Source organism: Kribbella sp. NPDC054772 (assembly GCF_053611945.1).
Map to the genome: position 1 here is coordinate 1 of NZ_JBSHBJ010000056.1, position 23,675 is coordinate 23,675.

The 23,675-nt window shown below is 69.1% G+C and carries 19 protein-coding genes and 1 pseudogene; 6 read left to right on the forward strand and 14 right to left on the reverse strand.

The window, feature by feature from the left end; translation table 11 throughout:
- Window positions 1-207 precede the first annotated feature (207 nt).
- The 3 genes from ACWGID_RS40500 to ACWGID_RS40510 are packed head-to-tail and all read right to left on the reverse strand — an operon-like array spanning window position 208 to window position 3,312.
- Complete coding sequence (locus ACWGID_RS40500) at window positions 208-1,395, reverse strand: aminotransferase-like domain-containing protein (protein ID WP_452204704.1); 1,188 nt, start codon at window positions 1,393-1,395, stop codon at window positions 208-210.
- Window positions 1,396-1,399: 4 nt separating this feature from the next.
- The gene (locus tag ACWGID_RS40505; protein ID WP_452204705.1) at window positions 1,400-2,560 is read right to left on the reverse strand and encodes a M24 family metallopeptidase; all 1,161 of its coding nucleotides are present in this window, start codon (window positions 2,558-2,560) and stop codon (window positions 1,400-1,402) included.
- Window positions 2,557-3,312, reverse strand: coding sequence for a maleate cis-trans isomerase family protein (locus tag ACWGID_RS40510; RefSeq protein ID WP_452204706.1), 756 nt, complete (start codon window positions 3,310-3,312; stop codon window positions 2,557-2,559). Before ACWGID_RS40510 ends, ACWGID_RS40505 begins: the two co-directional genes overlap by 4 nt.
- Before the next feature lie 66 nt (window positions 3,313-3,378).
- Here ACWGID_RS40510 and ACWGID_RS40515 point away from each other — a divergent pair, with 66 nt between their 5' ends.
- The 3 genes from ACWGID_RS40515 to ACWGID_RS40525 are packed head-to-tail and all read left to right on the forward strand — an operon-like array spanning window position 3,379 to window position 6,235.
- Window positions 3,379-4,359 (forward strand): D-2-hydroxyacid dehydrogenase, encoded by a 981-nt coding sequence (locus ACWGID_RS40515; protein WP_452204707.1) that lies wholly within the window; start codon window positions 3,379-3,381, stop codon window positions 4,357-4,359.
- Window positions 4,356-5,741, forward strand: a complete 1,386-nt coding sequence (locus tag ACWGID_RS40520; protein WP_452204708.1) for an amidase — start codon at window positions 4,356-4,358, stop codon at window positions 5,739-5,741. Before ACWGID_RS40515 ends, ACWGID_RS40520 begins: the two co-directional genes overlap by 4 nt.
- Window positions 5,738-6,235, forward strand: coding sequence for a DUF3830 family protein (locus tag ACWGID_RS40525; RefSeq protein WP_452204709.1), 498 nt, complete (start codon window positions 5,738-5,740; stop codon window positions 6,233-6,235). Before ACWGID_RS40520 ends, ACWGID_RS40525 begins: the two co-directional genes overlap by 4 nt.
- Here ACWGID_RS40525 and ACWGID_RS40530 read toward each other — a convergent pair.
- The 6 genes from ACWGID_RS40530 to ACWGID_RS40555 form a co-directional block, all read right to left on the reverse strand.
- Entirely contained in the window at window positions 6,222-7,046 is an 825-nt protein-coding gene (locus ACWGID_RS40530) for a MerR family transcriptional regulator (protein ID WP_452204710.1), read from the reverse strand. The genes ACWGID_RS40525 and ACWGID_RS40530 overlap by 14 nt on opposite strands.
- Before the next feature lie 8 nt (window positions 7,047-7,054).
- Entirely contained in the window at window positions 7,055-8,338 is a 1,284-nt protein-coding gene (locus tag ACWGID_RS40535; RefSeq protein WP_452204711.1) for an amidase family protein, read from the reverse strand.
- Window positions 8,339-8,371: 33 nt separating this feature from the next.
- Window positions 8,372-9,535, reverse strand: a complete 1,164-nt coding sequence (locus ACWGID_RS40540) for an amidohydrolase family protein (RefSeq protein WP_452204712.1) — start codon at window positions 9,533-9,535, stop codon at window positions 8,372-8,374.
- Window positions 9,532-10,710 carry a M20 family metallopeptidase gene (locus tag ACWGID_RS40545; RefSeq protein WP_452204713.1) on the reverse strand — a complete coding sequence of 393 codons (1,179 nt, stop codon included), beginning with the start codon at window positions 10,708-10,710 and terminating at the stop codon, window positions 9,532-9,534. Before ACWGID_RS40545 ends, ACWGID_RS40540 begins: the two co-directional genes overlap by 4 nt.
- 21 nt (window positions 10,711-10,731) lie before the next feature.
- Window positions 10,732-11,670, reverse strand: coding sequence for an NAD-dependent epimerase/dehydratase family protein (locus ACWGID_RS40550; RefSeq protein ID WP_452204714.1), 939 nt, complete (start codon window positions 11,668-11,670; stop codon window positions 10,732-10,734).
- A gap of 72 nt (window positions 11,671-11,742) precedes the next feature.
- The gene (locus tag ACWGID_RS40555; protein WP_452204715.1) at window positions 11,743-13,140 is read right to left on the reverse strand and encodes a serine hydrolase domain-containing protein; all 1,398 of its coding nucleotides are present in this window, start codon (window positions 13,138-13,140) and stop codon (window positions 11,743-11,745) included.
- A gap of 37 nt (window positions 13,141-13,177) precedes the next feature.
- On the opposite strand from ACWGID_RS40555, the gene ACWGID_RS40560 reads away from it, so the two are divergent.
- Window positions 13,178-14,074 carry a diacylglycerol/lipid kinase family protein gene (locus tag ACWGID_RS40560; RefSeq protein WP_452204716.1) on the forward strand — a complete coding sequence of 299 codons (897 nt, stop codon included), beginning with the start codon at window positions 13,178-13,180 and terminating at the stop codon, window positions 14,072-14,074.
- On the opposite strand, the gene sigJ is transcribed toward ACWGID_RS40560, so the two are convergent.
- Window positions 14,048-14,905 (reverse strand): RNA polymerase sigma factor SigJ, encoded by an 858-nt coding sequence (sigJ, locus tag ACWGID_RS40565; protein WP_452204717.1) that lies wholly within the window; start codon window positions 14,903-14,905, stop codon window positions 14,048-14,050. The two genes, ACWGID_RS40560 and sigJ, sit on opposite strands and share 27 nt — an antisense overlap.
- Before the next feature lie 78 nt (window positions 14,906-14,983).
- On the opposite strand from sigJ, the gene ACWGID_RS40570 reads away from it, so the two are divergent.
- Window positions 14,984-15,355 (forward strand): DoxX family protein, encoded by a 372-nt coding sequence (locus ACWGID_RS40570; RefSeq protein ID WP_452204718.1) that lies wholly within the window; start codon window positions 14,984-14,986, stop codon window positions 15,353-15,355.
- A 13-nt stretch (window positions 15,356-15,368) separates the two neighbouring features.
- On the opposite strand, the gene pulA is transcribed toward ACWGID_RS40570, so the two are convergent.
- The 4 genes from pulA to ACWGID_RS40590 all read right to left on the reverse strand — a co-directional run bounded on the left by pulA (window position 15,369) and on the right by ACWGID_RS40590 (window position 23,318).
- Window positions 15,369-21,020 (reverse strand): pullulanase-type alpha-1,6-glucosidase, encoded by a 5,652-nt coding sequence (gene pulA, locus ACWGID_RS40575; protein ID WP_452204719.1) that lies wholly within the window; start codon window positions 21,018-21,020, stop codon window positions 15,369-15,371.
- Window positions 21,021-21,094: 74 nt separating this feature from the next.
- Window positions 21,095-21,829: an SIR2 family NAD-dependent protein deacylase gene (locus ACWGID_RS40580; RefSeq protein WP_452204720.1), complete on the reverse strand. Its 735-nt coding sequence runs from the start codon at window positions 21,827-21,829 to the stop codon at window positions 21,095-21,097.
- 164 nt (window positions 21,830-21,993) lie between these two features.
- Complete coding sequence (locus ACWGID_RS40585) at window positions 21,994-22,206, reverse strand: sulfurtransferase TusA family protein (protein ID WP_452204721.1); 213 nt, start codon at window positions 22,204-22,206, stop codon at window positions 21,994-21,996.
- The gene (locus tag ACWGID_RS40590) at window positions 22,203-23,318 is read right to left on the reverse strand and encodes a cysteine desulfurase family protein (RefSeq protein ID WP_452204722.1); all 1,116 of its coding nucleotides are present in this window, start codon (window positions 23,316-23,318) and stop codon (window positions 22,203-22,205) included. The genes ACWGID_RS40585 and ACWGID_RS40590 overlap by 4 nt, the downstream gene beginning before the upstream one ends.
- A gap of 94 nt (window positions 23,319-23,412) precedes the next feature.
- Here ACWGID_RS40590 and ACWGID_RS40595 point away from each other — a divergent pair.
- Window positions 23,413-23,675 (forward strand): annotated as a pseudogene (locus ACWGID_RS40595) (cytochrome c oxidase subunit II); the annotation flags it as partial.

Consider the following 23,675-nt stretch of genomic DNA (forward strand, 5'->3'; position numbering starts at 1 on the left):
CGCGCGCGGGTGTGGGGGCGGCTGGGGGGGGGGGGGGGGGGGCATCCCTTGGGGGGGTTGTGGTGTGTTGGGGGGTCGTTTTGGGGCAGTCGATCCTCCCCAAGCCGCGGGTAGTCGCTTGGCGCCCCACCGTGAACGGCTCGGTGCGTCGCTGGCGTCCGTTCGGCGTACGCCTCGGCGGGCGGGCGGATGGTGTGGTGGCTGGGCCTAGGACGAGAGCTTGTCGACGGCCCGCCGGAGCCGGGTGACACCTTCCTGGATCCGGTCCGGCGTGGTCGAGGCGAAGCAGACGCGGAAGGCGTCGGTGAAGCGGCCGGTGGGGGAGAAGGCGGGGCCGGGGATGAACGCGACGCCTTCGGCCAGTGCGACCTCGAACAGTTCCTCGGTGTTCACGCCGTTCTCCAGCGTCACCCAGAGGAAGAAGCCGCCCTCCGGATCGGTCCACCGCGCGATGTCACCGAAGTGCTCGGTCAACGCCGCGTGCATCGCCTCCTTGCGGCGCTTGTACTCCGCCCGCTGGGTGGCCAGGTGCTCCTCGAGATGACCGCCGGTCAGGAACCCGGCGAGCAGCTTCTGCGCGGGCAGGTTGGTGCAGGTGTCCATCGCCTGCTTCGCGTTGATCAGCAGCTGCTGCAGCTCCGGGTCCGCGTCCACCCAGCCGACGCGCAGGCCAGGCGCGACGATCTTCGAGAAGGTCCGTACGGAGAACACCAACGGATCGCCCGCGCCGAGCTCACGCAGCGTCGGCAGCGGGTCGCCGGCGAACCGCAGCAGCCCGTACGGGTCGTCGTCGATCACCATCGAACCCCAGGACCGGGCCAGCTCGAGCAGCCGGTGCCGGCGCTCGAGCGAGAGCGTCGCGCCGGACGGGTTCTGGAAGGTCGGGATCGTGTAGATCGCCTTCGGTGTCCGGCCGTCGAGCAGTCGCGGCAGGTCGTCGACCATCATCCCGTCGTCGTCGACCGGGACCTCCAGCAGTTCCGCCCCGTACGAGAGCGCGGTCGCACTGCCGTTCGTGTACGTCGGGGACTCGACGACGACCAGATCACCCGGGTCGACGAAGATCTTGCAGAACAGGTCGAGCCCCTGCATCCCGCCCGCGGTGACGGTGAGGCGCTCCGGCGTCGTCTCGTCACTGGTCCCGCGCAGCATCTCCAGCAGCGCGGCGTGCAGCGGTGGGTCGCCTTCCGTGGCCGCGTAGTCGTAGGCGGCCGGCTGACTGAGCTCGTCGGCGGCGATCGCGGACAGCAGCTTCGCGGGGACCGCCTCGGCCGCCGGCGATCCCATCGCGAAGCGGACGATGTCGTGGGTCTGCTTGTGCAGCAGGGATGTGCTCGAGTCGATCACCGAACCCACCAGACCGGTGGCGCGTGCGGCGTACGGGAAACTCGGCAAGAGATTACCTCCTGATCGTCAGTTCGTGGGACAGTCCGGTCAGACGTTCCACTCCGTCGGTGGTGACCACCACGGGCTCGGACAGCTCGTATCCCCAGCCGTCCATCCACATCCCGAGGATGACGTGGAACGCCATCCCCGCGGTCAGCACGGTGGTCTCCTCGGGGCGCAGGCTGACGGTGCGCTCCCCCCAGTCCGGCGGGTACCCGATGCCGATCGAGTACCCGATCCGGGACTCCTTCACCATCCCGTGCGCGGCGATCACGTCGTTGAACGCCGCGTGCACCCCGCTCCCGGTGACGCCGGGACGGATCGCCGCCAGGGCCGCCTGCATGCCGTCGGCAACGATCTTGGCGGTCTCCCGGAGCCGGTGCGGCGGGTCGCCGAGCATCGCGGTGCGGGCGAGTGGGGCGTGGTACCGGCCGAACACGCCGGCCAGTTCGATCGTGGTCGCCTCGTTGTTGACGAACGGGCGATCGGTCCAGGTCAGGTGCGGCGTACCGGCCGCGTCGCCGGTCGGCAGCATCGGCACGATGGCGGGATAGTCACCACCGTGCTCGGGGGTGCCGGAGGCCTGCGCGGCGAGGATCTCGGCGACCAGGTCGCACTGCCGGCGGCCCGGCCGGAGCTCCTCGAGCGCGACCCGCATCGCCTGCTCGGCGATCGTGCCGGCGATCCGCAACTGCTCCACCTCGTACGGCGACTTGACCAGCCGGACCCAGTTCACCAGCTCACCCGAGTCGACGAGGCGATGACCGGGCAGACCCTTGCTGAGGGCAAGGTAACCGCGAGCACTGAAGAAGTGCGCGTCGGTCTCGACCGCGATGTCGGCCCCCGCCGGGAGCAGTTCCCGGCAGCCGTTCGCGATCCAGTCGAACGGATGCACGTCCGGACGGTGCACCAGCGCTTCGGGATACCCGTGGATCTGGTCGGGCCCCAGGTTGCAGGTGTACGCCGCCCCGGCCGCGTCCATCGCCCGCGCGAACAGATGCGCGTCACCGTCGGCGAGGACCAGCAGACATTGCGGTGTGTAGAACGACCAGGCGTCGTACCCGGTCAGGTAGAAGATGTTCGCCGGGTCGCTGACCACCAGCGCGCCGAGCCCGCGCTCGGTCAGGATGGCGCGCACCCTGGCCAGCCGGACGGCGTACTCGGCGGCGTTCATCCGGCACTCAGCAGATGCTGCCCGGGCCCGATCCCGGTGTGGCCGGCGAGTTCCAGCACCGCCCACATCGTGACCTGGTTCGCGGTCAGAACAGGTTTACCCAAGGTGGCCTCCAGCCCGGCGATGACGTCGTACGTCGGAAGGTTCGTACAGCTGATGAAGATCGCCTGGGCGTCGTCGCTGTCGACGCTCCGGACGAGTTCGACGGTGGTCTCGTAGGGGACGGCCCAGATCTGCGCGATCAGGCCGAGTCCGGCGGTCGCGACGACCTCGACACCGGACTCGGCGAGGAACGTGCCCAGCCCGGCGGTCAGGTCGTTCGTGTACGGCGTGACGATGGCGATCCGGGAGATCCCGAGCCGGCGCAGCGCGAGCAGCAGGGCGCCGCTGGTGGTGACCGCGGCCGGAGCCCCGGCGCCGACCATGGCGTCGACGAGCCGCAGCTCGCCCTCCAGCCCGGACACGAAGCTCCCGAACGTACAGGCGTAGACGACCGCGAGCGGGGCCACCGCCAGGACGTCGTAGGTGGCCCGGGCGACCAGCTCCGGGTCCGAGATGTGCACGGCCATCTCGACAGTGGCCGCCAGCGGTGCGTAGGGCAGTCGGGTGAAGTGCAGGGTCACGTCATCGGGGACCCAGCGCCACAGTTCCCGGTCGAGCGCGAAGTCGTACGGCGCGACAATCCCGATGCCGGTCTGGAGCAGTGGCGGCACCGCCGCCGGCAGGGGATGAGTGGAAGGACGCGAACTCATGCGGTCAGTGTGCGACCCACAAAGGATTGTTGACAATCCTACTAGCGAGTTCCTAGCCTCGAAGCCGTGCCAGCCACCCCTCAACGCCCCGTGATCGCGGTCCTCTGCGAGCGCGCGACCGACCGCCCACCCGGCCTCGCCGACCTGCCGGTCGATTTCCGGTACTGCGCCGCCGATGGACTGCCCGAGGCGGTCCGAGGTGCCCAGGCGCTGATGCTGTGGGACTTCTTCTCGACGGCGGTCCGGGACGTCTGGCCGGACGCCGGGTCGTTGGAGTGGATCCATGTGACCGCGGCGGGTGTCGACACCCTGCTCTTCGACGAGCTGCGGGACTCCGCGGTCGTGGTCACCAACGCGCACGGCGTGTTCGACCGGCCGATCGCCGAGTACGTGCTCGGTGCGGTGATCGCGCACGCCAAGGACAGCCTCCGCAGCTTCGACCTGCAGCGCGGCCACGAGTGGCAGCACCGCGAGACCCGGAGCATAAGCGGCGCGAGAGCACTCGTCGTCGGCACCGGCGCGATCGGGCGGGAGACCGCTCGGCTGCTGCGCGCGGCCGGCCTCGAGGTGCGCGGCGCCGGCCGGACGGTGCGATCGGGCGACCCGGACTTCGGCGAGGTCGTTGCCAGCGGCAATCTGGCGGCCGAGGTGGAGTGGGCCGATCACCTGGTGCTCGCTGCCCCGCTGACCGCCGCGACCCGCGGCCTCGTCGACGCCGGCGTCCTCGCGGCGATGCGGCCGGGCACGCATCTCGTCAACGTCGCCCGTGGTCCGATCGTCGACGAGACGGCGCTGCTCGCGGCCGTCGCCGACGGCCGGATCGCGGCCACGCTGGACGTCTTCGACAGCGAACCGCTGCCGCCGGACCACCCACTGTGGGACGCGCCGAACGTGACCGTCACGGCGCACATGTCCGGTGACGTGATCGGCTGGCGCGACACCTTGGCGGCCCAGTTCGCCGGCAACGTCCGGCGCTGGCTGTCCGGCGAACCGCTGGTGAACGTGGTGGACAAGAAACTCGGCTACATCCCGACAGGAGATCGATGACGCAGGCAACCGAGTTGGTCGAGGGGTATCGGACCAAGCAGATCTCGCCGGTCGAGGCCACGCAGGAGGCGTTGGACGCGATCGAGCGGTACGACGGCCAGGTGAACGCGTTCGTGCTGGTGGACGCCGAGGGTGCGCTGGCCGCAGCGAAGGAGTCGGAGGCCCGGTGGCACTCAGGGGAGCCACTGGGCCCCGGCGACGGCGTACCGACATCCATCAAGGACGCGCTGTGGACCAAGGGCTGGCCGACGCTGCGCGGCAGCACGATGATCGACCCCGCCGGGCCGTGGGACCAGGACGCTCCGTCCGTCGCGCGACTGCGGGAGACCGGCGCCGTCTTCCTGGGTAAGACGACCACCCCGGAGTACTCGTGGAAGGGCGTCACCGACTCCACCACGTACGGCGCCACCGGCAACCCGTGGGACCCGGGCAAGACCTCCGGCGGGTCGAGTGGTGGTTCGGCGACCGCGGTCGGGCTGGGGATGGGCGTGTGGTCGCTCGGCACCGACGGTGGCGGGTCCGTCCGGATCCCGGCCGCCTTCACCGGTACGGTCGCGCTGAAACCGACGTACGGGCTGATCCCGTTGTTCCCGCCGAGTGCGTTCGGCACCTTGTCGCACGCCGGACCGATGACGCGGACGGTGCGCGACGCGGCCGCGTTGCTGGACGTGGTCACCGGGTTCGACCCGCGCGACTGGTCCGCGATGCCGACGCCGCCGACCTCGTTCCTGCACGGCATCGACGACGGTGTCGCCGGGCTGCGGGTCGGGTTCTCGGCCGATTTTGGGTTCGTCCGCAACGACCCCGAGGTGGAGGCGCTGGTCCGCGCTGCGGTCGGTGTCCTTGCCGACGCCGGCGCCGAGGTGACCGAGGTCGATCCCGGGTTCGCGGATCCGATCGACGCGTTCAACGTGCTGTGGTGGTCCGGTGCCGCGAAGGTGCTCTCGGCGTACGACGTCGACGACCGGGTGGACCCGGGACTGCGCCGCGTCGCCGAGCTCGGATCGGCGTACTCTGCCTCGGACTTCCTCGACGCCACCAACGTTCGGATGGAACTCGGGACGCTGATGGGCCGCTTCCACGAGCGGTACGACGTCCTGATCTCGCCGACGCTGCCGATCACGGCGTTCCTGGTCGGGCAGGACGTGCCGGACGGCTCCAGGTCGCCGGACTGGACCGACTGGACGCCGTACACGTATCCGTTCAACCTCACCCAGCAGCCGGCGCTCAGTGTGCCCTGCGGGTTCACGAAGGCCGGACTGCCGGTTGGCCTGCAGGTGGTCGGTCCGCGGCACGCCGACGCGCTGACGCTGCGGGTCGGTCAGGCGTACCAGGCCGCGACCGACTGGCATCGCCGTACCCCGACTTTGGAGGCCCGATGAGCAAGTTCATCACCGTCAGCTTGGACAAGCGTGGCGTGAGCTGCGTCGCGAAGTTGCTCGACGACGTGGCGCCGCGGACCTGCGCGGCCGTGTGGGACGCGTTGCCATTGTCGGCACCGGTGTTCCACGGCAAGTACGCGCGGAACGAGATCTACACGCTGCTGCCCGAGTTCGCGCCGACCGACCCGGGGAAGGAGAACACCACGATCACGCCGATCCCGGGCGACCTGTGCTGGTTCTCGTTCGACTCCGACGACCTGGGCAACCCGGCGTACGGGTACGAGAACACGACCGGGACCGGGACGACCGGCGCGATCGTCGACCTCGCGGTGTTCTACGGGCGGAACAACCTGCTGATCAACGGCGACCAGGGCTGGGTGCCGGGCAACGTGTTCGGGGCGATCACCGAGAACCTCGACGAGTTCGCGGCGGCCTGCCAGGACCTGTGGATGGGCGGCGCCCGCGGCGAGACGCTGTCGTTCAGTCGGCTGTGAACGGCTCCTGGAGTTCGGTGACCCAGCCGTTCGGGTCGTCGGGAGTGTCGAGGTAGAGCTCGCGCGCGGGCTCGCCGGCTCGGCGCCCGTTGTCGTCGAGCCAGCGGGCCAGCGCCTGCCAGGCCGGTAGGACCTGGTCGATCGGGCCGCGGTGCACGAGCGTCGCGGCCCGCATCACCGGCAGGTCGATCACCTCGAGTCCCTCGATGTTGCCCCCGGCATCGACCGCGGCCGGCACGGTCGCGCGGACGACGACCTCGTCCTCCTCCTCGGATGCGTGGTTCCGTTCGTACAGACAGGTCAGCCGGCCGGACGGTCGGACGTCGGCGTCCGGCAACCGGCGGCCGAGCTCCGCGCAGAGCGGTCGCACCACCGGAGTGATGTCGTCGGGCGTGAAGCTCGCCGCGGTCGCGGTCAGCCCGACCAGCCGTACGGCGGGCAGCTCCTTCACGACCACGTCCGCGGCCGGTGCATCGCTCTCCAGACCGCGTAGCCGGGACTCGACCTGCGCGAGCCGCGCGTAGCTCTCGGCCACCGAGGTCTCCAGCTCGGCCTGCCGCAGCTTCAGCATGGTCCGCAGCTCGTCGGGGCCGAGGTCGTCGGCGATCATCGTGCCGATCTGGTCGAGCGAGAAACCCAGATCCTTCAGCGCGACGATCCGGTTCAGATCGGCGAGTTGCGCGGCCGTGTAGCTGCGGTAGCCGGTCGCGGGGTCGACGTGCGCCGGCCGCAGTAGACCGAGCGCGTCGTAGTGCCGCAGCATCCTGATGGACACCCGGCCGTGCCGCGCGAACTCGCCGATTGCGAACATGCCGCCAGTCAACCAGCGAGGAGTTCTGCGAAAGTGATCGCGGTGTCGTCCTCGTGCCAGGGGCCGATCACTTGGGCGCCGACCGGTAGACCGCTCGGCGTCGACCCGATCGGTACGTTCAGCGCGGGGTGACCGGTCAGCGAGGCGTGCGAGACCCAGAACGCCTGCGCCTCGTAGGGCTGCCCGTCGATGGTCGTCGAGCCGTGCGGGAACGCGACGGTGAAGCTGGTCGGGCAGAGGAACACGTCGACGTCCGCGAAGTACCGGCGCCACGTCGCGCGCGCCTCCAGCCGGCGCCGCTCGCGTTCGAGCAGGTCGTGAAGGGTCAGCTCGCTGTGAGAGCCGCCGTACAGTGCGAAGAACAGCTCGACCTGACGGCCGAACTCCTCGGCCTGCGCACCCGGATCGACCCCGTCCGGCCAGCCCTCGACGATCTTCGCGCCGCTCCGGGCGAGGCGATCGATCGTGCCGGACAGTACGTCGCCCACCTCGCCGGTCACTCGCGCGGCCGGGTGATCAGTGACGACGCCGACGCGGAAGTCCTTCAACTGCTGGTGACGCGGCGGCCGAAGCTCCCAGGAGTACGGCGCTTCGGGGCCGGCGGTCACGCGGAGAGCCAGGCGCAGATCACCGGCGGAGCGCGCCAGCGGACCGATGGTGGAAAGGTTCGGAAGCTCGCTCGGTACGTCTGGCGTGAACGGCACCTGGAAGCCGCGCTGCGGGACCAGACCGTTGGTGGGCTTGAGACCGTAGACCCCGCAGTACGCAGCGGGTAGGCGGATCGAACCGACCAGGTCGGAGCCGTACTCCAGGTAGCTCAGGTCAGCGGCGACGGCTGCCGCGGCGCCGCCACCCGAGCCGCCTGGCGTGCGGGTCGGGTCGGCCGGGTTGTTGGTCCGGCCGTAGACCTTGTTCGTGGTCTGGCCGAAGTCGGCGAGCATCGTGTGCACGTTGCTCTTCCCGACGATGATCGCGCCGGCCCGTCGCAGCCGCTCGACCACGGTCGCGTCCCTCGTGGCGACGTACTCCGCGAAGGCAGGATTGCCCCACGTCGTGTGCAGACCGGCGACGTCGAAGCAGTCCTTGATCGTCATCGGTACGCCGTGCAGCGGGCCGACCGGGTCGTGGGCGTCGGCTGCATCGGCTGCGGCGAGTGCGTACTCCGGCCGGACCTCGACCACGGCGTTCAGTTCCGTGTCGGCCGCGATCCGCGCGAGCAACTGCTCGGTCACCTCACGCGACGTGACCTGACCGGTGCGGATCCGCTCTGCGATCTCTTCCGCTGTTGTCATACCTCCGGTCTACGGTCTGACATGGTGTGAGAGTCAAGGCGCGACCTCGATGCCGTTGTGGAAAACCCGTCGGACGCGTTCCTCGATCGAGGCGCAATCCAGGTCGGTGCCCGCGAGCACGAGGAGGTCCGCGCGCTTACCGACCGCGATCTCGCCGCGGTCGTCGGCGAGCCCGAGCAGCCTGGCCGCCTCGATCGTCGCCGCGCGCAGGGCGCCCGCGTCGCCCAGCCCGGCGTCGGACAGGTGCCGGAGTTCCCAGAGCACCTCGGTGTGCGGCCGGACCGGGTTGTCGGTGCCCATCGCGATCCGCACGCCCGCGTCGATGGCGAGCCGCATCGACTCCCGGTGCGCCTCGGCCGCACCGTCTGGTGCGTGCTCCGGATCCGACTGCGTGACGGAGAGCGTCGGCACGAACCAGGTTCCGGATTCCGCCATCGCCCGTACCGCGGTCTCGTCGAGGTATGTCCCGTGCTCGATGCTTCCGGCGCCGGCACGGGCGGCCAACTCGGCGGCCCGCGCTCCGTGCGCGTGGATCATCACCTTGCGCCCGCCGCGCCGCTGGGCCTCGTCCACCAGCGCGGTCATCTCGTCGGCGGTCAGCTCGATGTCGTGAACCCCGGTCCCGATCGCCATCGATCCGGTGGCGGTCGCCTTGATCCAGTCGGCGCCGGCCCGGACCATCCGCCGTACCACGGCTCGGGCTCCGTCCGGCCCGTCGAAGATCGGATCCGGGAGCGAGGGATCGTCGAAGAAATCGAGCGGCCCGGTCCGCGGCGCCCACAGGTCGCCGATGCCACCCGTCGTACCTACCTGCCGAAGACTGAGCAGGATCTGCGGCCCGTCGATCCAGCCCTTCTCCACAGCCATCCGTACGCCGGCATCCGCGCCCCACGCGTCCCGCACGGTCGTGACACCGAGCCGCAGCAACGTCCGCAACACCGGTACGGCGGACAACGGCCGGACCGATCGCGGCAGCCCGAACGGATCGCGGCGCGTCTGCGTGATGCATACGTGCGTGTGACAGTCGATCAAGCCGGGCAGTATCAGCCCGCCCGAGCAGTCGATCGCGTCGTCACCGTCCAGCCCGCTCCCGACGCCGACGATCCGAGCGCCTTCCAGTACGACGTCCGCCGGCCGCACCGCGCCGGAGTCGACGTCGAGGACCGAACCCGCGCGGAGCAGGAGCCGGCGGCTCACCCGAGCATCCGCAGCGCGGTGAGGGCGTAGGTCCGGGCGGCGATGACGAGTTCGGCGATCGCGACCGACTCGTCGGCACGATGCGCCTGGGACGTGACCGAGCCCGGGCCGACGACCACCACCGGTACGCCGAGATCGCGCGCGACGTACCCGCCGTCGCACGCCGCGGACCAGCCGGCCAACGGCATCGGCTCACCACCGGCGTCGAACCGGGCCGCCTCGGTGATGCGGACCAGGTCGTCGTCCTCGGCGGTCTCGAACGCGGGCATCTCCATCGGCATCGCGAGCTCGACGGTCAGGCCGCGGTCTTCCAGGCGGAGCGCGGCGACCCGGCGGCCGAGATCCGCGAGCACCTCGGCGGGGGACTCGCCGGGCAGCAGCCGCCTGTCGGCGACGACGACACAGTCGGCCGGGACGATCGAACCGCCGGTGCCGCCGTTGATCTGGCCGACGCTCCAGGTCGCCGGGCCGAGCAGGGGATGCGGGGTCTTCGCCAGTTCGTCGTGCAGACGCTCGATCTCGGCGACCACCGCGGCCGCGCCGTAGATCGCGTTGACGCCATCGTTCGGGTTGCCCGAGTGCGCGGCGCGACCGTGCACCGAGACCTGCAGGTAGGAATCACCACGGGCCGCGACGATCGTCTGCAGATCGGTCGGCTCGGCGGTGATGCACCCGGCGTACCGTCCCTGGTTGCCCGCGATGTACGCGCGGATGCCCTTGCCGGTCTCCTCCTCGTCGACCACCGCGGCCAGCTCGACCGGTCCGGCGAGTGCGCTGCCGCGGAGGGCGGCGAGCGCGGCGAGGGCCGCGGCCAGGCCGCCCTTCATGTCGGTCGCGCCGCGCCCGTAGATCCGGCCGTCCCGGACCAGGCCGCCGAACGGATCGACCGTCCAGCCGTCGCCGACCGGGACGACGTCGGTATGGCCGAGCAGCAACAGCCCGGGGTCGTTGCCGCCGGCAAGCGTGATCGAGACGTTGTCCCGGTCCGGTTCGACGGCCGCCGTCTTGACGTCGAGGCCGAGGTCGCGGGCCGCCGCGGTGAGGACAGCCACCGTGGCGGCCTCCTCACCCGGCGGGTTCTGCCCGGTCGCCCGGACCAGGTCCGTGGTGATCCGGACCAGCAACTCCTCGTCGATCCGGTCCAGCACCTGCTGTTCGGTGGGTGTCAGGCTCATGCCCACCAACCTTAGGGTCAGTCAGAGGCCGTCACGGAAGCCTTCGCGCCAGGACGCGTACCGCGGTTGCCATCCGAACGTGCGCTTGGCCAGCGTGTTGTCGGCGCCGCGGATCTCGGTGAACGCCGCCACCCCGACATCGCCGACCGCGAGCCGGCCGATCCAGGTCGGGATGTGTCGCGGCGGCTTGGCTCCGAGGATCTTCGCGAGCTCCGGCAGCCACACCGCGACCTGCGCCGGGTCGTCGTCCGCGACCTGGAACACGCCCGTCACGTCGCTGTCGACCGCCTTCACGGTCGCCGCGGCCGCGTCGTCGTAGTGGATGAACGACCAGACGCCGGTGCCGTTGCCGATCACCGGCAGCCGGCGCTTCTGGACCAGCTCCACCATCGAGCCGCCCTTGCCGATGTCACCGGTCGGGCCGTAGAAGCTCCCGTACCGGAGCGCGACGCCCTCGATGTCGTCGGCTTCTGTGACCGCCGACTCGAGGTGCTTGATACCGGCCATCGTCTCCCGCTGCGCGGGCACCGGGTTCGGGTCCAGCGGGTCCGCCTCGGTCTTCGTCGCGGATCCACCGTGCTGCAGGTTCCAGCCGGCGTACGACTGGACGACGAACCGTCGTACGCCGGCCGCTCGGGCCGCGGCGAGCAGGTTGTCGGTGCCCTCGGTCCGCAACCGGTTCGTCGTCGCGAAACTCTCGTCGAAGTGCTTGAAGTCGATCCCGCCCTTGAGCGCGGTCATCTGGTGGACCACGACCTCCGGGCGCACCGACTCGACGGCAGCGCGGACCGCGGCGGCGTCCAGACCGTCCGCGAGAACGGCGTCCGCGCCGAACGCCCGCACCCCGGCCGCGCCGGACTCGGACCGGGTCATCCCGGTCACGTCGTGCCCGGCCGCGATCAGCTGCGGTACCAGCGACCGGCCCATCCCGCCGGTCGCCCCTGCCACCAAGACCTTCATGTCATTCCTCCGTCGTCCGTGATTACGACCCGGAGGACACGGCCCACCCCCTGCTGTGTGACATGACGTGGATCACTTGTCCGACGTCAGCGAGATGCTGGTGGGACCGAACGAGACGTTCAGTTCGCCCTCGATGGTCATCGTGTCGCCGTCGGTCCGGCAGGCGAGGCGGGCCACGAACGGCGTCTCGACCCAGCGGAACGTCGCGACGAACGCGTCGCCGTCGCCGTACGCGCTGGTCAGGACCCGCTCACCGGTGTCGGGACCGGCGTCGTCGATCGGGCCTGTCGCGCGCTGCTCGCGCCAGTCGCCGGCCGCGCAGACCAGCTCGTGGGACCCACCCTGCAGGTCCTCGAACGTGAACGTGCCGGTGCCGTCGGCGTCCAGCCGCACCGCGGTCAGGCCGGTCGTGTTGCTCGTGCTGAAGCGGTAGGTCCGGCCGTCGCCCGGCGCCGGCGCGGGACCGGTCGGCGGCGCGAGCTCGAGCCGCTCCGGGCGCTGCGTCGCGGGCACCTCCTTGCCCTCGAGCGCGGGCAGCAGGTACTCCCAGGTGGTGTCGAGGATCGCCTGCATGTCCGTCGTCGCACTGGTGACGATCAGCGTGGCGTCGTACTCCGGGAGCCCCAGGATGAACTGCCCGAACGCGCCGTCGCCCCGGTAGGTGTTGTGGCGACCACGCCAGAACTGGAAGCCGTAGCCCTGCTTCCAGTCCGGATTCTCCTGATTGTCGTTGGGTACCTGTTTCGACGTCGCCGCCTCGAACCACTCGGCGGGCACCAGCTGCGTGCCCTGCCAATCTCCCCGTTGGAGGAGCAGTTGCCCGAAGCACGCCATCGACTCGGTGTTGATGCTGAGACCCCAGCCGCCGACGGTGATCCCTTCCTTCGACACCTGCCAGGTCGCCTCGGTCGCGCCGAGCGGCTCGAACAGCCGCGGACGCAGGTAGTCCAGCAGGGTCTCACCCGTGAGCCGCTGCAGGATCGCGGACAGCATGTACGTCGCGCCGCTGTTGTAGACGAACACCGTGCCCGGCGCGTGACTCACCTCGAGGCCGAGGAAGATCTTCACCATCCGGCGGTCCCGGCTGAGCGCCTCGACGGTGTCCTGCGAGTGCCCGGTCGTCATCGTCAGCAGGTGCCGGACCTTCATCGCGGCCAGGTTGTCGCTGATCGTCTCCGGCAGCTGGTCGGCGTCGAAGAACGAGATCACCTGGTCGTCGAGCGACAACAGCCCGGCGTCGATCGCCAGCCCGATCGCCGTCGACGTGAAGCTCTTCGACACCGAGAAGAGCAGGTGCCGATCCGTCGACCGGTACGGCGCCCAGGCCTCCTCCATCACGACGTGGCCGTGCCGCAGCAACATCACGGTCTGGATCTCCGGATCGCCGGCGTCGAGGGCTCCGACAAAACTGTCGAGCGCCGCGGCGGACAATCCCTGGGCTTCTGGCGTACTCCGTGGAAGTCTGCTCACCCCGAGAACGCTATCTTCCCGAACGGACAAGAATAAGGTGAGTTCTGCCAGGCGAGCAGCCGTCATCGTCAATCCCGTCAAGGTCGACGGTGCCGCGTTCCGGCGTACCGTCGAGAGCGCGCTGGCCGAGCGGGGATTCGACGGGCCGTTGTGGTTGGAGACGACCGAGGACGACGCCGGCGTCGGGATGGCGCGGCGCGCGATCGACGAGCAGGTGGACCTGGTGCTGGTCGCGGGCGGCGACGGCACCGTGCGGGTGGTGTGCGGTGAACTCGCCGGAACCAAGATCCCGGCGGCCGTGCTGCCCGGCGGGACTGGGAACCTGCTCGCTCGCAACCTCGGGATCTCGCTCGAGCTCGAGGTCGCGTTGCACGACCTGCTCGACGGATCGGAGCGGCCGATCGACAGTGTGCTGGTCGAGGGGGATCAGCTGCCCCGCGATCGCTTCGTGGTGATGGCCGGTCTCGGTCTGGACGCCGCGATCATCGACGATGCGCCCGACGATCTGAAGAAGCAGGTCGGCTGGGCGGCGTACGTCGTCTCGACGCTGAAGAACCTGAACCATCCGTCGGTGCGCGTCGAGATCACCGTCGACGACCAGCCGCCGGTACGCCGCCGCGCGCGGACCGTGGTGATCGGCAACGTCGGCACGCTGCAGGCGAACATCCCGTTGCTTCCGGACGCCGAACCCGACGACGGCCGGATCGACGTGGTCGTGCTCACGCCACGGCGGATCAGCCACTGGCCGCGGCTCGCGCTCGGCCTGGTCGTCAAGTCCTGGCGGGAGCGCCACGTCGAACGCTTCACCGGCCGGCGCATCCAGGTCCGCGCCGACCGCGCCGTACGCCGCCAACTCGACGGCGACGCCATCGCCGAGGGCACGTCTCTCGTCGCTGAGGTGGATCCGTCAGCGCTGATCGTCCGCGTGCCGTGACGGTTGGGCGTGGGTAAGTTTGTCCGGGTTGACGATGCCGTGGATGGCGTTGATTCGGCCTTCCGCGACGACGAACGACCAGACCGCGACGGTGCGGTTGGCGCCGTCGCGGATCCGGAGTGCGGGCTGGCCGCCGACGTGCACCCCCTCGGTGCGGAGCTGACCGAACTTGCCGAAGGCGCCGATGAGCATCCGGGCGACGTTGCCGGCACCGTGCACGGGCCGCGGGAAGCCGCCCTTCCCGCCGCCGTCGCCGGTGAACGTCGCGTCCGGGGTGAGGAGTGCGACGAGGGCGTCCAGTTCACCGTCCTCGGCGGCCGCGACGAATCGTCGTACCAGCTCGTCGCGTTCGCGGGGCGAGGGGTCGAAGCGCGGGCGGTTGTCGGCGATCCGGCGACGGGCGCGGACGGCGAGCTGGCGGCAGCTGGCCGGGGTCTTGCCGAGGATGCCTGCGAGGTCGTCGTACGAGTAGCCGAAGACGTCACCGAGCAGGAAGACCGCGCGCTGGTCGGGGGAGAGGCGCTCGAGAACGACCAGGAACGCGGTCGACAGCGAGTCCGAGAGGGCGGCGCGGTCCGCGAGATCGACGTACTCGTCGACGGCGGGTTCCGGGAGCCATGGGCCGAAGTACAGCTCTCGTTGGCGCCGCGCGGACCTGAGTTGGTCGATCGCCAACCGCGTCGTCACGGTCGTCAGGAACGCCTTTGGCGAGTCGACGTGCGGCTCCCGGTGCAGTCGCAGGTACGCCTCCTGGACGACGTCCTCCGCGTCACCGAAGGTGCCGAGCATCCGGTAGGCGATCGAGAGCAGCAGTGGCCTGAGTTCCTCCATCACATCCTTCACAGACGATCGAGGCGGTCTCCCAGTGACAGTGTCACAGGTCGGATCGTTCGATCGTCTGCAATCGACATGAACACGATCACCTGGATCTTCACCGGCGCGCTGGCCGTCGTCTTCACGATCTCCGGCATCCTCAAGTCCACGATGTCCCGGGACCGCCTGATCGCCACCGGCCAGACCGGCATCGCCCCGTTCCCGATGCCGCTGATCCGCCTGGTCGCCCTCTGCGAACTCGCCGCCGTCGCCGGCCTCTTCGCCCCCTGGCTGACCAACCACGCCCGAGTCCTCACCCCGCTCGCCGCAGTAGGCCTAGCCCTCGTCATGATCGGCGCCGCGACCTCCCACTCCTCCCTCCGAGAACCCAAATCAACCGCCGCCAACACCATCCTCCTAGCCCTAGCCACCTTCGTAGCAACCGCCCGCTTCGCCACCCTCACCTGACACAGTCCGTGAGTTAGTGCTGGAGGAGTACGGCGACGGTTCGGGGTGGGACTGTTGCGGTGCCGGTTGTGGGGGTCCACGTGGTTTGTTTGACGATCGGGTCGGTGCCGTTGGCCTGGATTGGGGAGAGGGAGAGGTTCGCGCCTGCCAGACCGGGGACGGTTTGACTTACTGCGGAGCCGGTGGAGTTGAAGACGACCAGGGCACCCTTGAGGGCAGGGTCTACGTCCGGTCCGACGGTGTCGTCGATGCGCATCGTGATGACGCCCGGTGTCGTACCGCTGAGCGGGTACGTGAGTTTCTGATTGATGAGGGCGGCTGAGCCCAATCGGAAGAGCGGCGTGGAGAAGCGGAGCTTGAGGAGGTCAGCGGCCGCGGTGGAGGCCGTCGTCACGTCGGTGGCTGACGGCTTGAGGGCCGGGTTGGCGAGTAGTGGCTTGATGTAGGACCACTTGGCCTCGTTGTCCGCCTTGGGTGGGAGGCCGTGGCCGAAGCCGTTGTCGGTGCCGGTCCAGTCCAGCGTGTTGAACCAGTCGCCGGAGTCGTACGAGTTGCGGTCCATCGACTTGCTGCGCAGCATGTCCGCGCCGGCGTGCCAGAACGACGGCGTCTGCGCCAATGCGGTCGTTGCCAGTGACAACGTGTTCATCCGGATCCGGTCGGCCATCGGCATCGTCGTCGGCAGCTTGTAGGTCAGCGTGTCCCACAACGTCTCGTTGTCGTGCGCGTCGACGTACGTGATCACCTCGTCCGGCTGGTCGGCGTACCCGGCCGGTGAGCCGTTGTAGTCGACCTGGTCGCCGCGGACCACGTCCCCGGACGACGCCGACTTGAAGCTGAACGACCTGAGGTTGCCGGCCAGACCGAGCTGCACCAGATCGGTGTCGTGGGCGAGCCGCTGCGCGCGCTGGTCCGGCGTACCGTTCACCGGGTCGCCGTTCGGGTCGCTCGCCTCGCCGGAGCCGAAGCCCTGCACGCGCGGGTTGTCGTCGAACGGCCCGCCGCCGCGTACTGCGTCCCGCAGCCGGTCCGAGAACGTGCCGATCCCGGTGCCGCCGAGATTGCCCTGCCGGGCCTGGACGAACAGTGCGTCGTTCGCCACCTCGCCGAAGTTCCAGCCCTCGCCGTACAGGTAGACCGACTTGCCGTCCACGCCGTCCTCGGCGAGGGTCAGCTTGTCGAGCGCGGCCCGGATCTTCAGCATGTTCGACTTGGTGTGGTGGCCCATCAGGTCGTAGCGGAAGCCGTCCACGTGGTAGTTGCGCGCCCAGCTCACGGTGCCGTCGACCATGATCTTCTCGGCCATGGCGTGCTCGGTGGCGATGTTGCTGCAGCAGGTCGAGTTCTCGACCTTCCCGGTGGCGTTCAGCCGCTGGTAGTACCCGGGCACGATCTGGTCCAGCACCGACGTCGGCGCCTGACCAGCGGCCGGTGTGTGGTTGTAGACCTGATCGAGTACGACGCGCAGCCCTGACTTGTGCAGCCCGCCCACCATCGTGCGGAACTCGGACACCCGAGCCAGCCCGTCCTTCTGCGTCGCGTACGACCCCTCCGGCGCCAGCCAGTGGTACGGGTCGTAACCCCAGTTGAAGCCGTCCTTCGCGGCCACAGCCGTCACACAGGCCTGCTGCTGCTCGGAGTCCGCCGGCAGCGCCTTCAGATCACACGCCGGCGTCTGCTGCCCGGTCTCCGGGATCGACGCGATGTCGAATGTCGGTAATAGGTGCACGGTGTTGAGCCCCGCAGCCTTCAGCGTCCGCAGGTGCTTCGTCCCGTCGCCCTCGTCAGCGAACGCCAGATACGTACCGCGGTGCGCGGCCGGCACCGTACTGTCGTTGATCGAGAAGTCCCGCACGTGCAGCTCGTAAATGGTCGAGTCGACACCCCTGGCGAGCTTTGGCGACGGAGTACTCGACCACAACGCCGGCTTGCCCGCCGGGTCGTTCAGATCGGCAGCAACGGAGTACGCCGAGTCTGTGGTCAACGCCACCGAGTACGGGTCAGTGACGACGTTCATTTCCACCTTGCCGGTGCTGGGCGCGTAGACCGTCACCTCATAGCGGTACGACGCGTTCTTCCACGACCGTGGTCCGCTCACCGACCAGGAGCCGTCGTCGCTGCGCTTCATCGGGATTGTGCTGGAGCCGACGAGCAGCCTGACGTTCTGTGCCGTGGGAGCCCACAGCGTGAACGTCGGCTGACCGCCGGTCCACGTGACGCCGTACGAGCGTCCAGTGGCGCTCCCGTAGACGTCGTCGAGCGCACCGGGGATCTGCACGCCCGTCGCGTCGAGCAGTCGGCCCGTGTCGTCGTACTGCGCGAGTCCAAGCTGGCCGGTGAGGATCTTCTTGACGTCAGCGTGGTCCAGGCGAAGCGTTGTGTACCCCGGTTTGACCACGGCAGGGTCGTAGCGCAGTCCGGCCGACGAACCGCCGATGTCGTCCGCGTCGACCTTCAGCGAGCCGGTGTCCGACCAGTGCAGGCGCCAGCGGTACCGCTCCGGGTGGTCGACGGCCGGTACGGCGAGGGTGTCGCGGTTCAGCCAGTACGCCTTCGCCTGACCGAGGTCGGGCTGCGCACCGGGCTTGGACGTCGTCACAGTGAGCTGATGGGTCGCGAGTACGTACGAGAACGTGACGACCAGCCCGTCGCCAGGCACAGTGACCGGCACGTTGTTCGCCGGGTAGCTCTCGTCCCAGGACAGGTTGTGCGCGACCTTCGCCTCATAGTTGCCCGCCTTCAACTCGCTGGTGGACCAGGTGTACGTGCCGTCCCCGTCCTCGTCGGTCAACCAGGGTCGCATGCACGACGGGTCCCAGTCGGCCGGACAGCCCAGCTCGGACTGGAACGACCCGGGGACTGTGATGATCGGCCCCTGCACGCTGGACGTCGCGTAGTGCCGCCCGTGCTCGTAGTAGAAGGTGATCGGCCCGTTCGGTGCGGTGTAGGAGATGTTGGCGCCGTTCGGCGCCCCACCGGCACCGTAGTTCTCGTCCCAGGTCTTGTTGATCGCCGCCTTGTAGGCGTGCTCACCCGCAGGGATGGTGTACGTGCCCTTCCACACCTTGTCCTTCGGGTCGAGCGTCAGCTGCGCCTGGTCGCAGTCCGGTGACCAGTCCGCCGCGCAGCCCATCTCCGAGTTGTGATCGCCCGGCACCGACACGTTGGCCGGCTGCACGACCGGACCGGTGCTCCCACCGCCCCCACCTGGTGCGGCAGCGTCGCCGACCACGCCGTACGAACCCGAGACCGAGTAGTTGCCCGAGGCATCCCGTAGTACGGCGCGGTACTCGAGCAGCGTCCCCTTCGGCAGACCCGTGACGTCCTGGAACACGCGGTACGGCGCGTTGTCGTCGGCACCGAGCCGCTTCCACTCCGTCGTACCCACAGGTCGGTAGCCGAACGTCACAGTCGCCGGCGTGTTCTCCGGGACAGCCGCGGCGATCTCAGCGCGCCCACCGACCGTGGCGCCGAGCTCCGGCGAGCTCATGTACACAGCCGGTGCCTTGGCACGCGGCGGGACCTTGGTCTGCGCCTGGTACACCGTAACGGACAGCGGACCCTGGCTGACGACCACTCGGCCCTCACGGTCGGTCTTGACCGCCTTGGAGCCGCCATAGACCGGGTCGAGCCACGTGTTCGGCCCGTACGTCGGAACCGTCGCGGAGGCTGCCGTCTTCGAGTTGTTCGCCACCACCAGGTACTCGACGTTGTCACTGCCCAGTCGGCTGAACGCGTAGAGACCGTTGCTCTTGGAGGAGTACCGGTGGACCTGCCGTCCGTCGGACAGCGCCGGGTACTTGGCCCGCAGCTTCGCCAGCTCCGCGATGTGCCGGTACATCGGCGAGCTGACGTCGTACCGGTCCTTGCTGCCGATCTTCGTCGTACCGGTGCCGTCGACGACCTCGTCGTCCGCGTAGTCGGCTGTCTTGGTCGCGAACATGTCCTGTCGCGCGTCCTTGTCACCACCCGGGCCGGTGAACCCCTGCTCGTCGCCGTAGTAGATGACGGGCTGGCCGCGGGTCAGGTACATCAGCGAGTGCGCCAACTTGTCCCGGGCGAGCAGGTCGGGGCCGGTCGCACCGCTCTGCTGCAGGAACGTGCCGACGCGACCCATGTCGTGGTTCCCGAGGAAGGTCGGCAGCGCGTAGGCGTTGGAGTCCGTGTCGGTGTAGTAGTCGTCGTCCGCGTAGAAGTCCTGCAGCTTGGTACTCGGATCGCCCTTGGCGTAGGCGACCGCGTTCTGCTGGAACCCGAAGTCGAGCGTCGCCTGCAGCGCGCCCTTGGTCGTGTACGTCGACATGTACTGCGGATTCGCGTCGTACACCTCGCCGAACATGAAGAAGTTCTTCGAGCCCGCGCTCTTCGCCGCGGCCAGGATCGCGGGCGAGAACTTCTCCCAGAACTCGATGTTCACGTGCTTCACGGTGTCGATCCGGAACCCGTCGATGCCGAACTCGGCCCAGGTCTTGTAGACGTCGATCATCCCGTCGCGGACTCGCGGCTGCTCGGTGAACAGGTCGTCCAGGCCGACGAAGTCGCCGTACTCCGCGCTCTCGCCGGCGAAGGTGGAGTCGCCGCGGTTGTGGTAGAGCGTCGGGTCGTTCAGCCAGGCCGGCACCTTCACCGTGGCGTCGGCCGGGGTCCGGAAGACCGGCACGTTCGGGAAGCTCGTGTTCGCGTCGAGCGGCGGGAACGTGTCGCCACCGGCGTACTGCTTGTCGTCGAAGACGTTGCCCGCGGCATCTTTGTACGGCGACGTGGATTTCGGGACGTAGCCGTACTGGTGGGACTGGTAGTCGATCACGTCCGCGGTGTGGTTGGTGATGATGTCGAAGAAGACCTTCATCCCCTTCGCGTGCGCGAGGTCGATCAGCTTCTTCATGTCCGCGTTCGTGCCCAGGTGCGGGTCGATCCGGGTGAAGTCGGTGATCCAGTAGCCGTGGTACCCGGCGCTCACGTCGGCGCCGGAACCCTGCACCGGGCGGTTCTTGAACGACGGGGTCAGCCAGATCGACGTCGTGCCGAGGGACTTGATGTAGTCGAGTTTCTGCATCACGCCGGCCAGGTCGCCGCCGTGGTAGAAGCCCTTGTCCGTCGGGTCCAGCCCGGTCTGCAGCCGGTCGCCGGTGAGACCGCCGGCGTCGTTCGACTTGTCGCCGTTGGCGAACCGGTCCGCCATCAGGAAGTAGAAGCGTTCCTTGGTCAGATCCGGCCGCAGGCTCGGTGTCGCGAGCGCCTTGTCCGCGGCGATCACGGTCGAGCCGGCCAGATCCACCGGCTTCACCGTCACAATGTGACTAGTGTCGTTGTAACTGAACTGCAGCTTGGCCGGGCCTTCGATCCGCAACGGGATGTTCGGTCCGTTCAGCACCCCACCGGCGCCGTAGTTCTCGTCCCAGCTCTTGTTGACCGCGACCTTGTACTCGTACGTCCCGGCCGGTACGTCGAACACCTTCGTGTACGGCGCACTCGCGCCCAGACTGGTCGCGGCACACCCCGGGTCCCAGTCACCCGCGCACCCGAGCTCGCTCTGCAGTGATCCCGCGAGGGTGATCACCCGCTCCGCCGCGACCTGAGCCGGTGCTGGTGACGCAGTCCCCAGCCCCAGCACGACCACCGCGGCCGCCGTGAAACCCGCCGTCAAACGCCTGAACCCGCGCATCGAGGTCCCCTCCCCGCCGACTCATCTGCGGGGGACGGTAGCGGCAGGCGTTTACCGTGAGGAGGGCTCGAATGTCACGGTCGGGTCACGAGCTCCGGAAGCGTCGTCTCGATCGGCGTGTGCACGACAGCGGTCGCGTGCTCGTCGTACGGCGTGGCCTGCGCGTTCAGGATGATCAGCGGCTTGTCGTCCTTCAGTGCGAGGTCGCAGAGACCTGCGGCCGGGTAGACCTGCAGCGAGGTCCCGACGGCCAGAAAGACGTCAGCCTCCGCAGTGGCGGCGGCAGCACGATCAAGGACGGTCTGGTCGAGCGACTCGCCGAAGGAGACCGTGGCCGATTTCAGAATGCCGCCACAGACCTCACACGCCGGGTCCTCGTCACCGGACTCAAGGCGGGGGAGTACGTCGGCCATCGGGATCCGACGGTCGCACTGGAGGCAGTCGACGTACCAGACCGTCCCGTGGAGTTCGTGGACCACCTCTGGTGACGATCCGGCCTTCTGGTGCAGGCCGTCCACGTTCTGCGTGATCAGACCGGTCAGACGCCCCTGTCGCTCCAGCTCGACCAGTGCGAGGTGCCCAGGGTTCGGCTCCGCGGTCCACGCCGGTACGGCGAGGCGGTGCTTCCACGTCGCCACGCGGACCTCCCGACTGGCGACGTACTCGTCGATGTCGAACATCGCCTCCGCGGCCGGGTCCTTCGTCCAGACTCCCTGCGGCCCCCGGAAGTCGGGGATCCCCGACGCCGTCGAGATCCCGGCCCCGGTCAGTACGGCGATGCGTCCAGCGTCCCTGAGAGCGTCGATCACACCCCCGACGGTATCCATTCGGTGGCCAGAACGGACATCAGCACCTCGTCGACCCACTCACCGTCCCAGCGCAGCGCGTCCCGCAGTACGCCCTCGGACTCAGGGTCACCAGGTCTCCGGTCAGCGTCGGCTTGTGCGCAAAATCGGTCACAGAGCGGAGTGTTTCAGCTGACCCGCCGGACGACGTACCGATTTTCGTCGGACGACACCAGCTCCTGCGAGCGCATCCGGCACCAGGCAGGGATGTCGGTGGCTGCAGCCGGGTCGTCCGCCAGCACGGTGACGGTGTCGCCGACGGCAACGGTCGGTAGCGCCTTGGCCAGTTTGATCACCGGGAGTGGGCAGAGCAGACCAAGGCAGTCCAGGTCGACGTTCACATCCCCACCTCCGCTCGGATCCGCTCCACGATCCCTGGCAGCACGGAGCAGAACCGCTGCACGTCCGCGTGGCTGGTGTCGCGGGCCAGCGAGACACGCACGTTGCCGTGCGTCAGTACGCCCATGGCCGCCAGTACGTGCGAGGGACGCAGGGTGCTCGACGTACAGGCCGAGCCGCTGGAGACGGCGAAGCCCTCGGCGTCCAGCCCGGTGACCAGGGCCTCACCGTCCACGTAGAGACAGGAGAAGGTGAGGATGTGCGGCAGCCGGTCGTCCGGGTCGCCCACCACCTCGACATCGGGAACCTCCGCTGCGACCCGTTGCCTGATCTCGTCGATCCAGGCCCGGTGCTGCTTGTCCAGCTCCGCCAGCTCGGCACTCCGGGCCTGCAGTGCCGCAGCGGCAGCCAGCGTGTTGGGTACGTCCGGGAAACCAGGGGAGAGGCCGTCCTCCCGCTCGTCCATCGGCCACGCCGGAGTGATCCGCGTACCCTTCCGAACCGCCAGCAGCCCCACACCGGCCGGCCCACCCCACTTGTGCGCACTTGCCGCCAGCACCGACCACCCCGCCGGTACGACGTCGTGCCCCACAGAAGCGGACGCGTCAACAAACAGCGGTACGTCGCCACACGCCTCCGCGGCCGCACCGATGGGCTGGCGGGTACCGACCTCATGATTCGCGGACTGCAGTGCGGCCACCGCGACACCCGGCGCCTGGGCCGCCTGCGTGAATGCCTCGAGGTCGACCCGGCCGTGCATGTCCACGCCGATCTCGACCCCGGACTCACCAGCGGTATGTAGAACTGCCGAGTGCTCGACGGCGCTGTGCACGATCGTCGTACCGCTCCGGCTTCTGGCGTTGCGGACCGCTGACAGTCCGGACCGAATGGCTGCCGTACCGGAGGTGGTCAGGTACAGCTCGTCAGGGCGTACTCCGACGGCGTCCGCGAGCACCGCGCGGGCGTTGTCCAGCAGCAGTCTGGCGGTCCGTCCCTCGTGGTGCAGACGCACCGGATCGGCCCATCCGGAATCCACTGCCGACAGCAACATCTCCCGTGCCGCGGGATGCATCGGCTCCGCCGACGCGGCGTCCAGATACGTACGCTCGCTCACACGGGAAACGCTAAGCCCTACCTATGCGCGGGACCGCGGAAGGTGTCCAGTAGTGTTTGGTCGTCAGTCTCACTTGGGAAGGGAAAGGCGCCCCGTGGGTTCGAACGGCACGCCCGGAGTGGACGAGCGACCGGCAGGTTCTGCCGGCGCCACACGTCCGGCGAAGCGACGCCTGCTGGTCGGTGCGGCAGTGGTGCTAGGCACCCTGTCGATGACCGGTTGCTCGTCGGCGACCACCGAGCAGTGGAAGCGACTCGGTCAGCCCGAGGGTGCGAGCGACCGGACCGAGTCGGTCCGGAGCCTCTGGATCGGCGCGTGGTTCGCCGCTCTGATCGTCGCCGTGATGGTCTGGGGCCA

Excerpts from the sequence above, each read along its gene's own strand:
- ACWGID_RS40530 (WP_452204710.1), bottom strand. The coding sequence starts at position 7,046 with ATGTTCGCAATCGGCGAGTTCGCGCGGCACGGCCGGGTGTCCATCAGG.
- ACWGID_RS40520 (WP_452204708.1), top strand. The coding sequence starts at position 4,356 with ATGACGCAGGCAACCGAGTTGGTCGAGGGGTATCGGACCAAGCAGATC.
- ACWGID_RS40510 (WP_452204706.1), bottom strand. The coding sequence starts at position 3,312 with ATGAGTTCGCGTCCTTCCACTCATCCCCTGCCGGCGGCGGTGCCGCCA.
- pulA (WP_452204719.1), bottom strand. The coding sequence starts at position 21,020 with ATGCGCGGGTTCAGGCGTTTGACGGCGGGTTTCACGGCGGCCGCGGTG.
- ACWGID_RS40535 (WP_452204711.1), bottom strand. The coding sequence starts at position 8,338 with ATGACAACAGCGGAAGAGATCGCAGAGCGGATCCGCACCGGTCAGGTC.
- ACWGID_RS40570 (WP_452204718.1), top strand. The coding sequence starts at position 14,984 with ATGAACACGATCACCTGGATCTTCACCGGCGCGCTGGCCGTCGTCTTC.
- sigJ (WP_452204717.1), bottom strand. The coding sequence starts at position 14,905 with ATGGAGGAACTCAGGCCACTGCTGCTCTCGATCGCCTACCGGATGCTC.
- ACWGID_RS40545 (WP_452204713.1), bottom strand. The coding sequence starts at position 10,710 with ATGAGCCTGACACCCACCGAACAGCAGGTGCTGGACCGGATCGACGAG.
- ACWGID_RS40505 (WP_452204705.1), bottom strand. The coding sequence starts at position 2,560 with ATGAACGCCGCCGAGTACGCCGTCCGGCTGGCCAGGGTGCGCGCCATC.
- ACWGID_RS40525 (WP_452204709.1), top strand. The coding sequence starts at position 5,738 with ATGAGCAAGTTCATCACCGTCAGCTTGGACAAGCGTGGCGTGAGCTGC.
- ACWGID_RS40550 (WP_452204714.1), bottom strand. The coding sequence starts at position 11,670 with ATGAAGGTCTTGGTGGCAGGGGCGACCGGCGGGATGGGCCGGTCGCTG.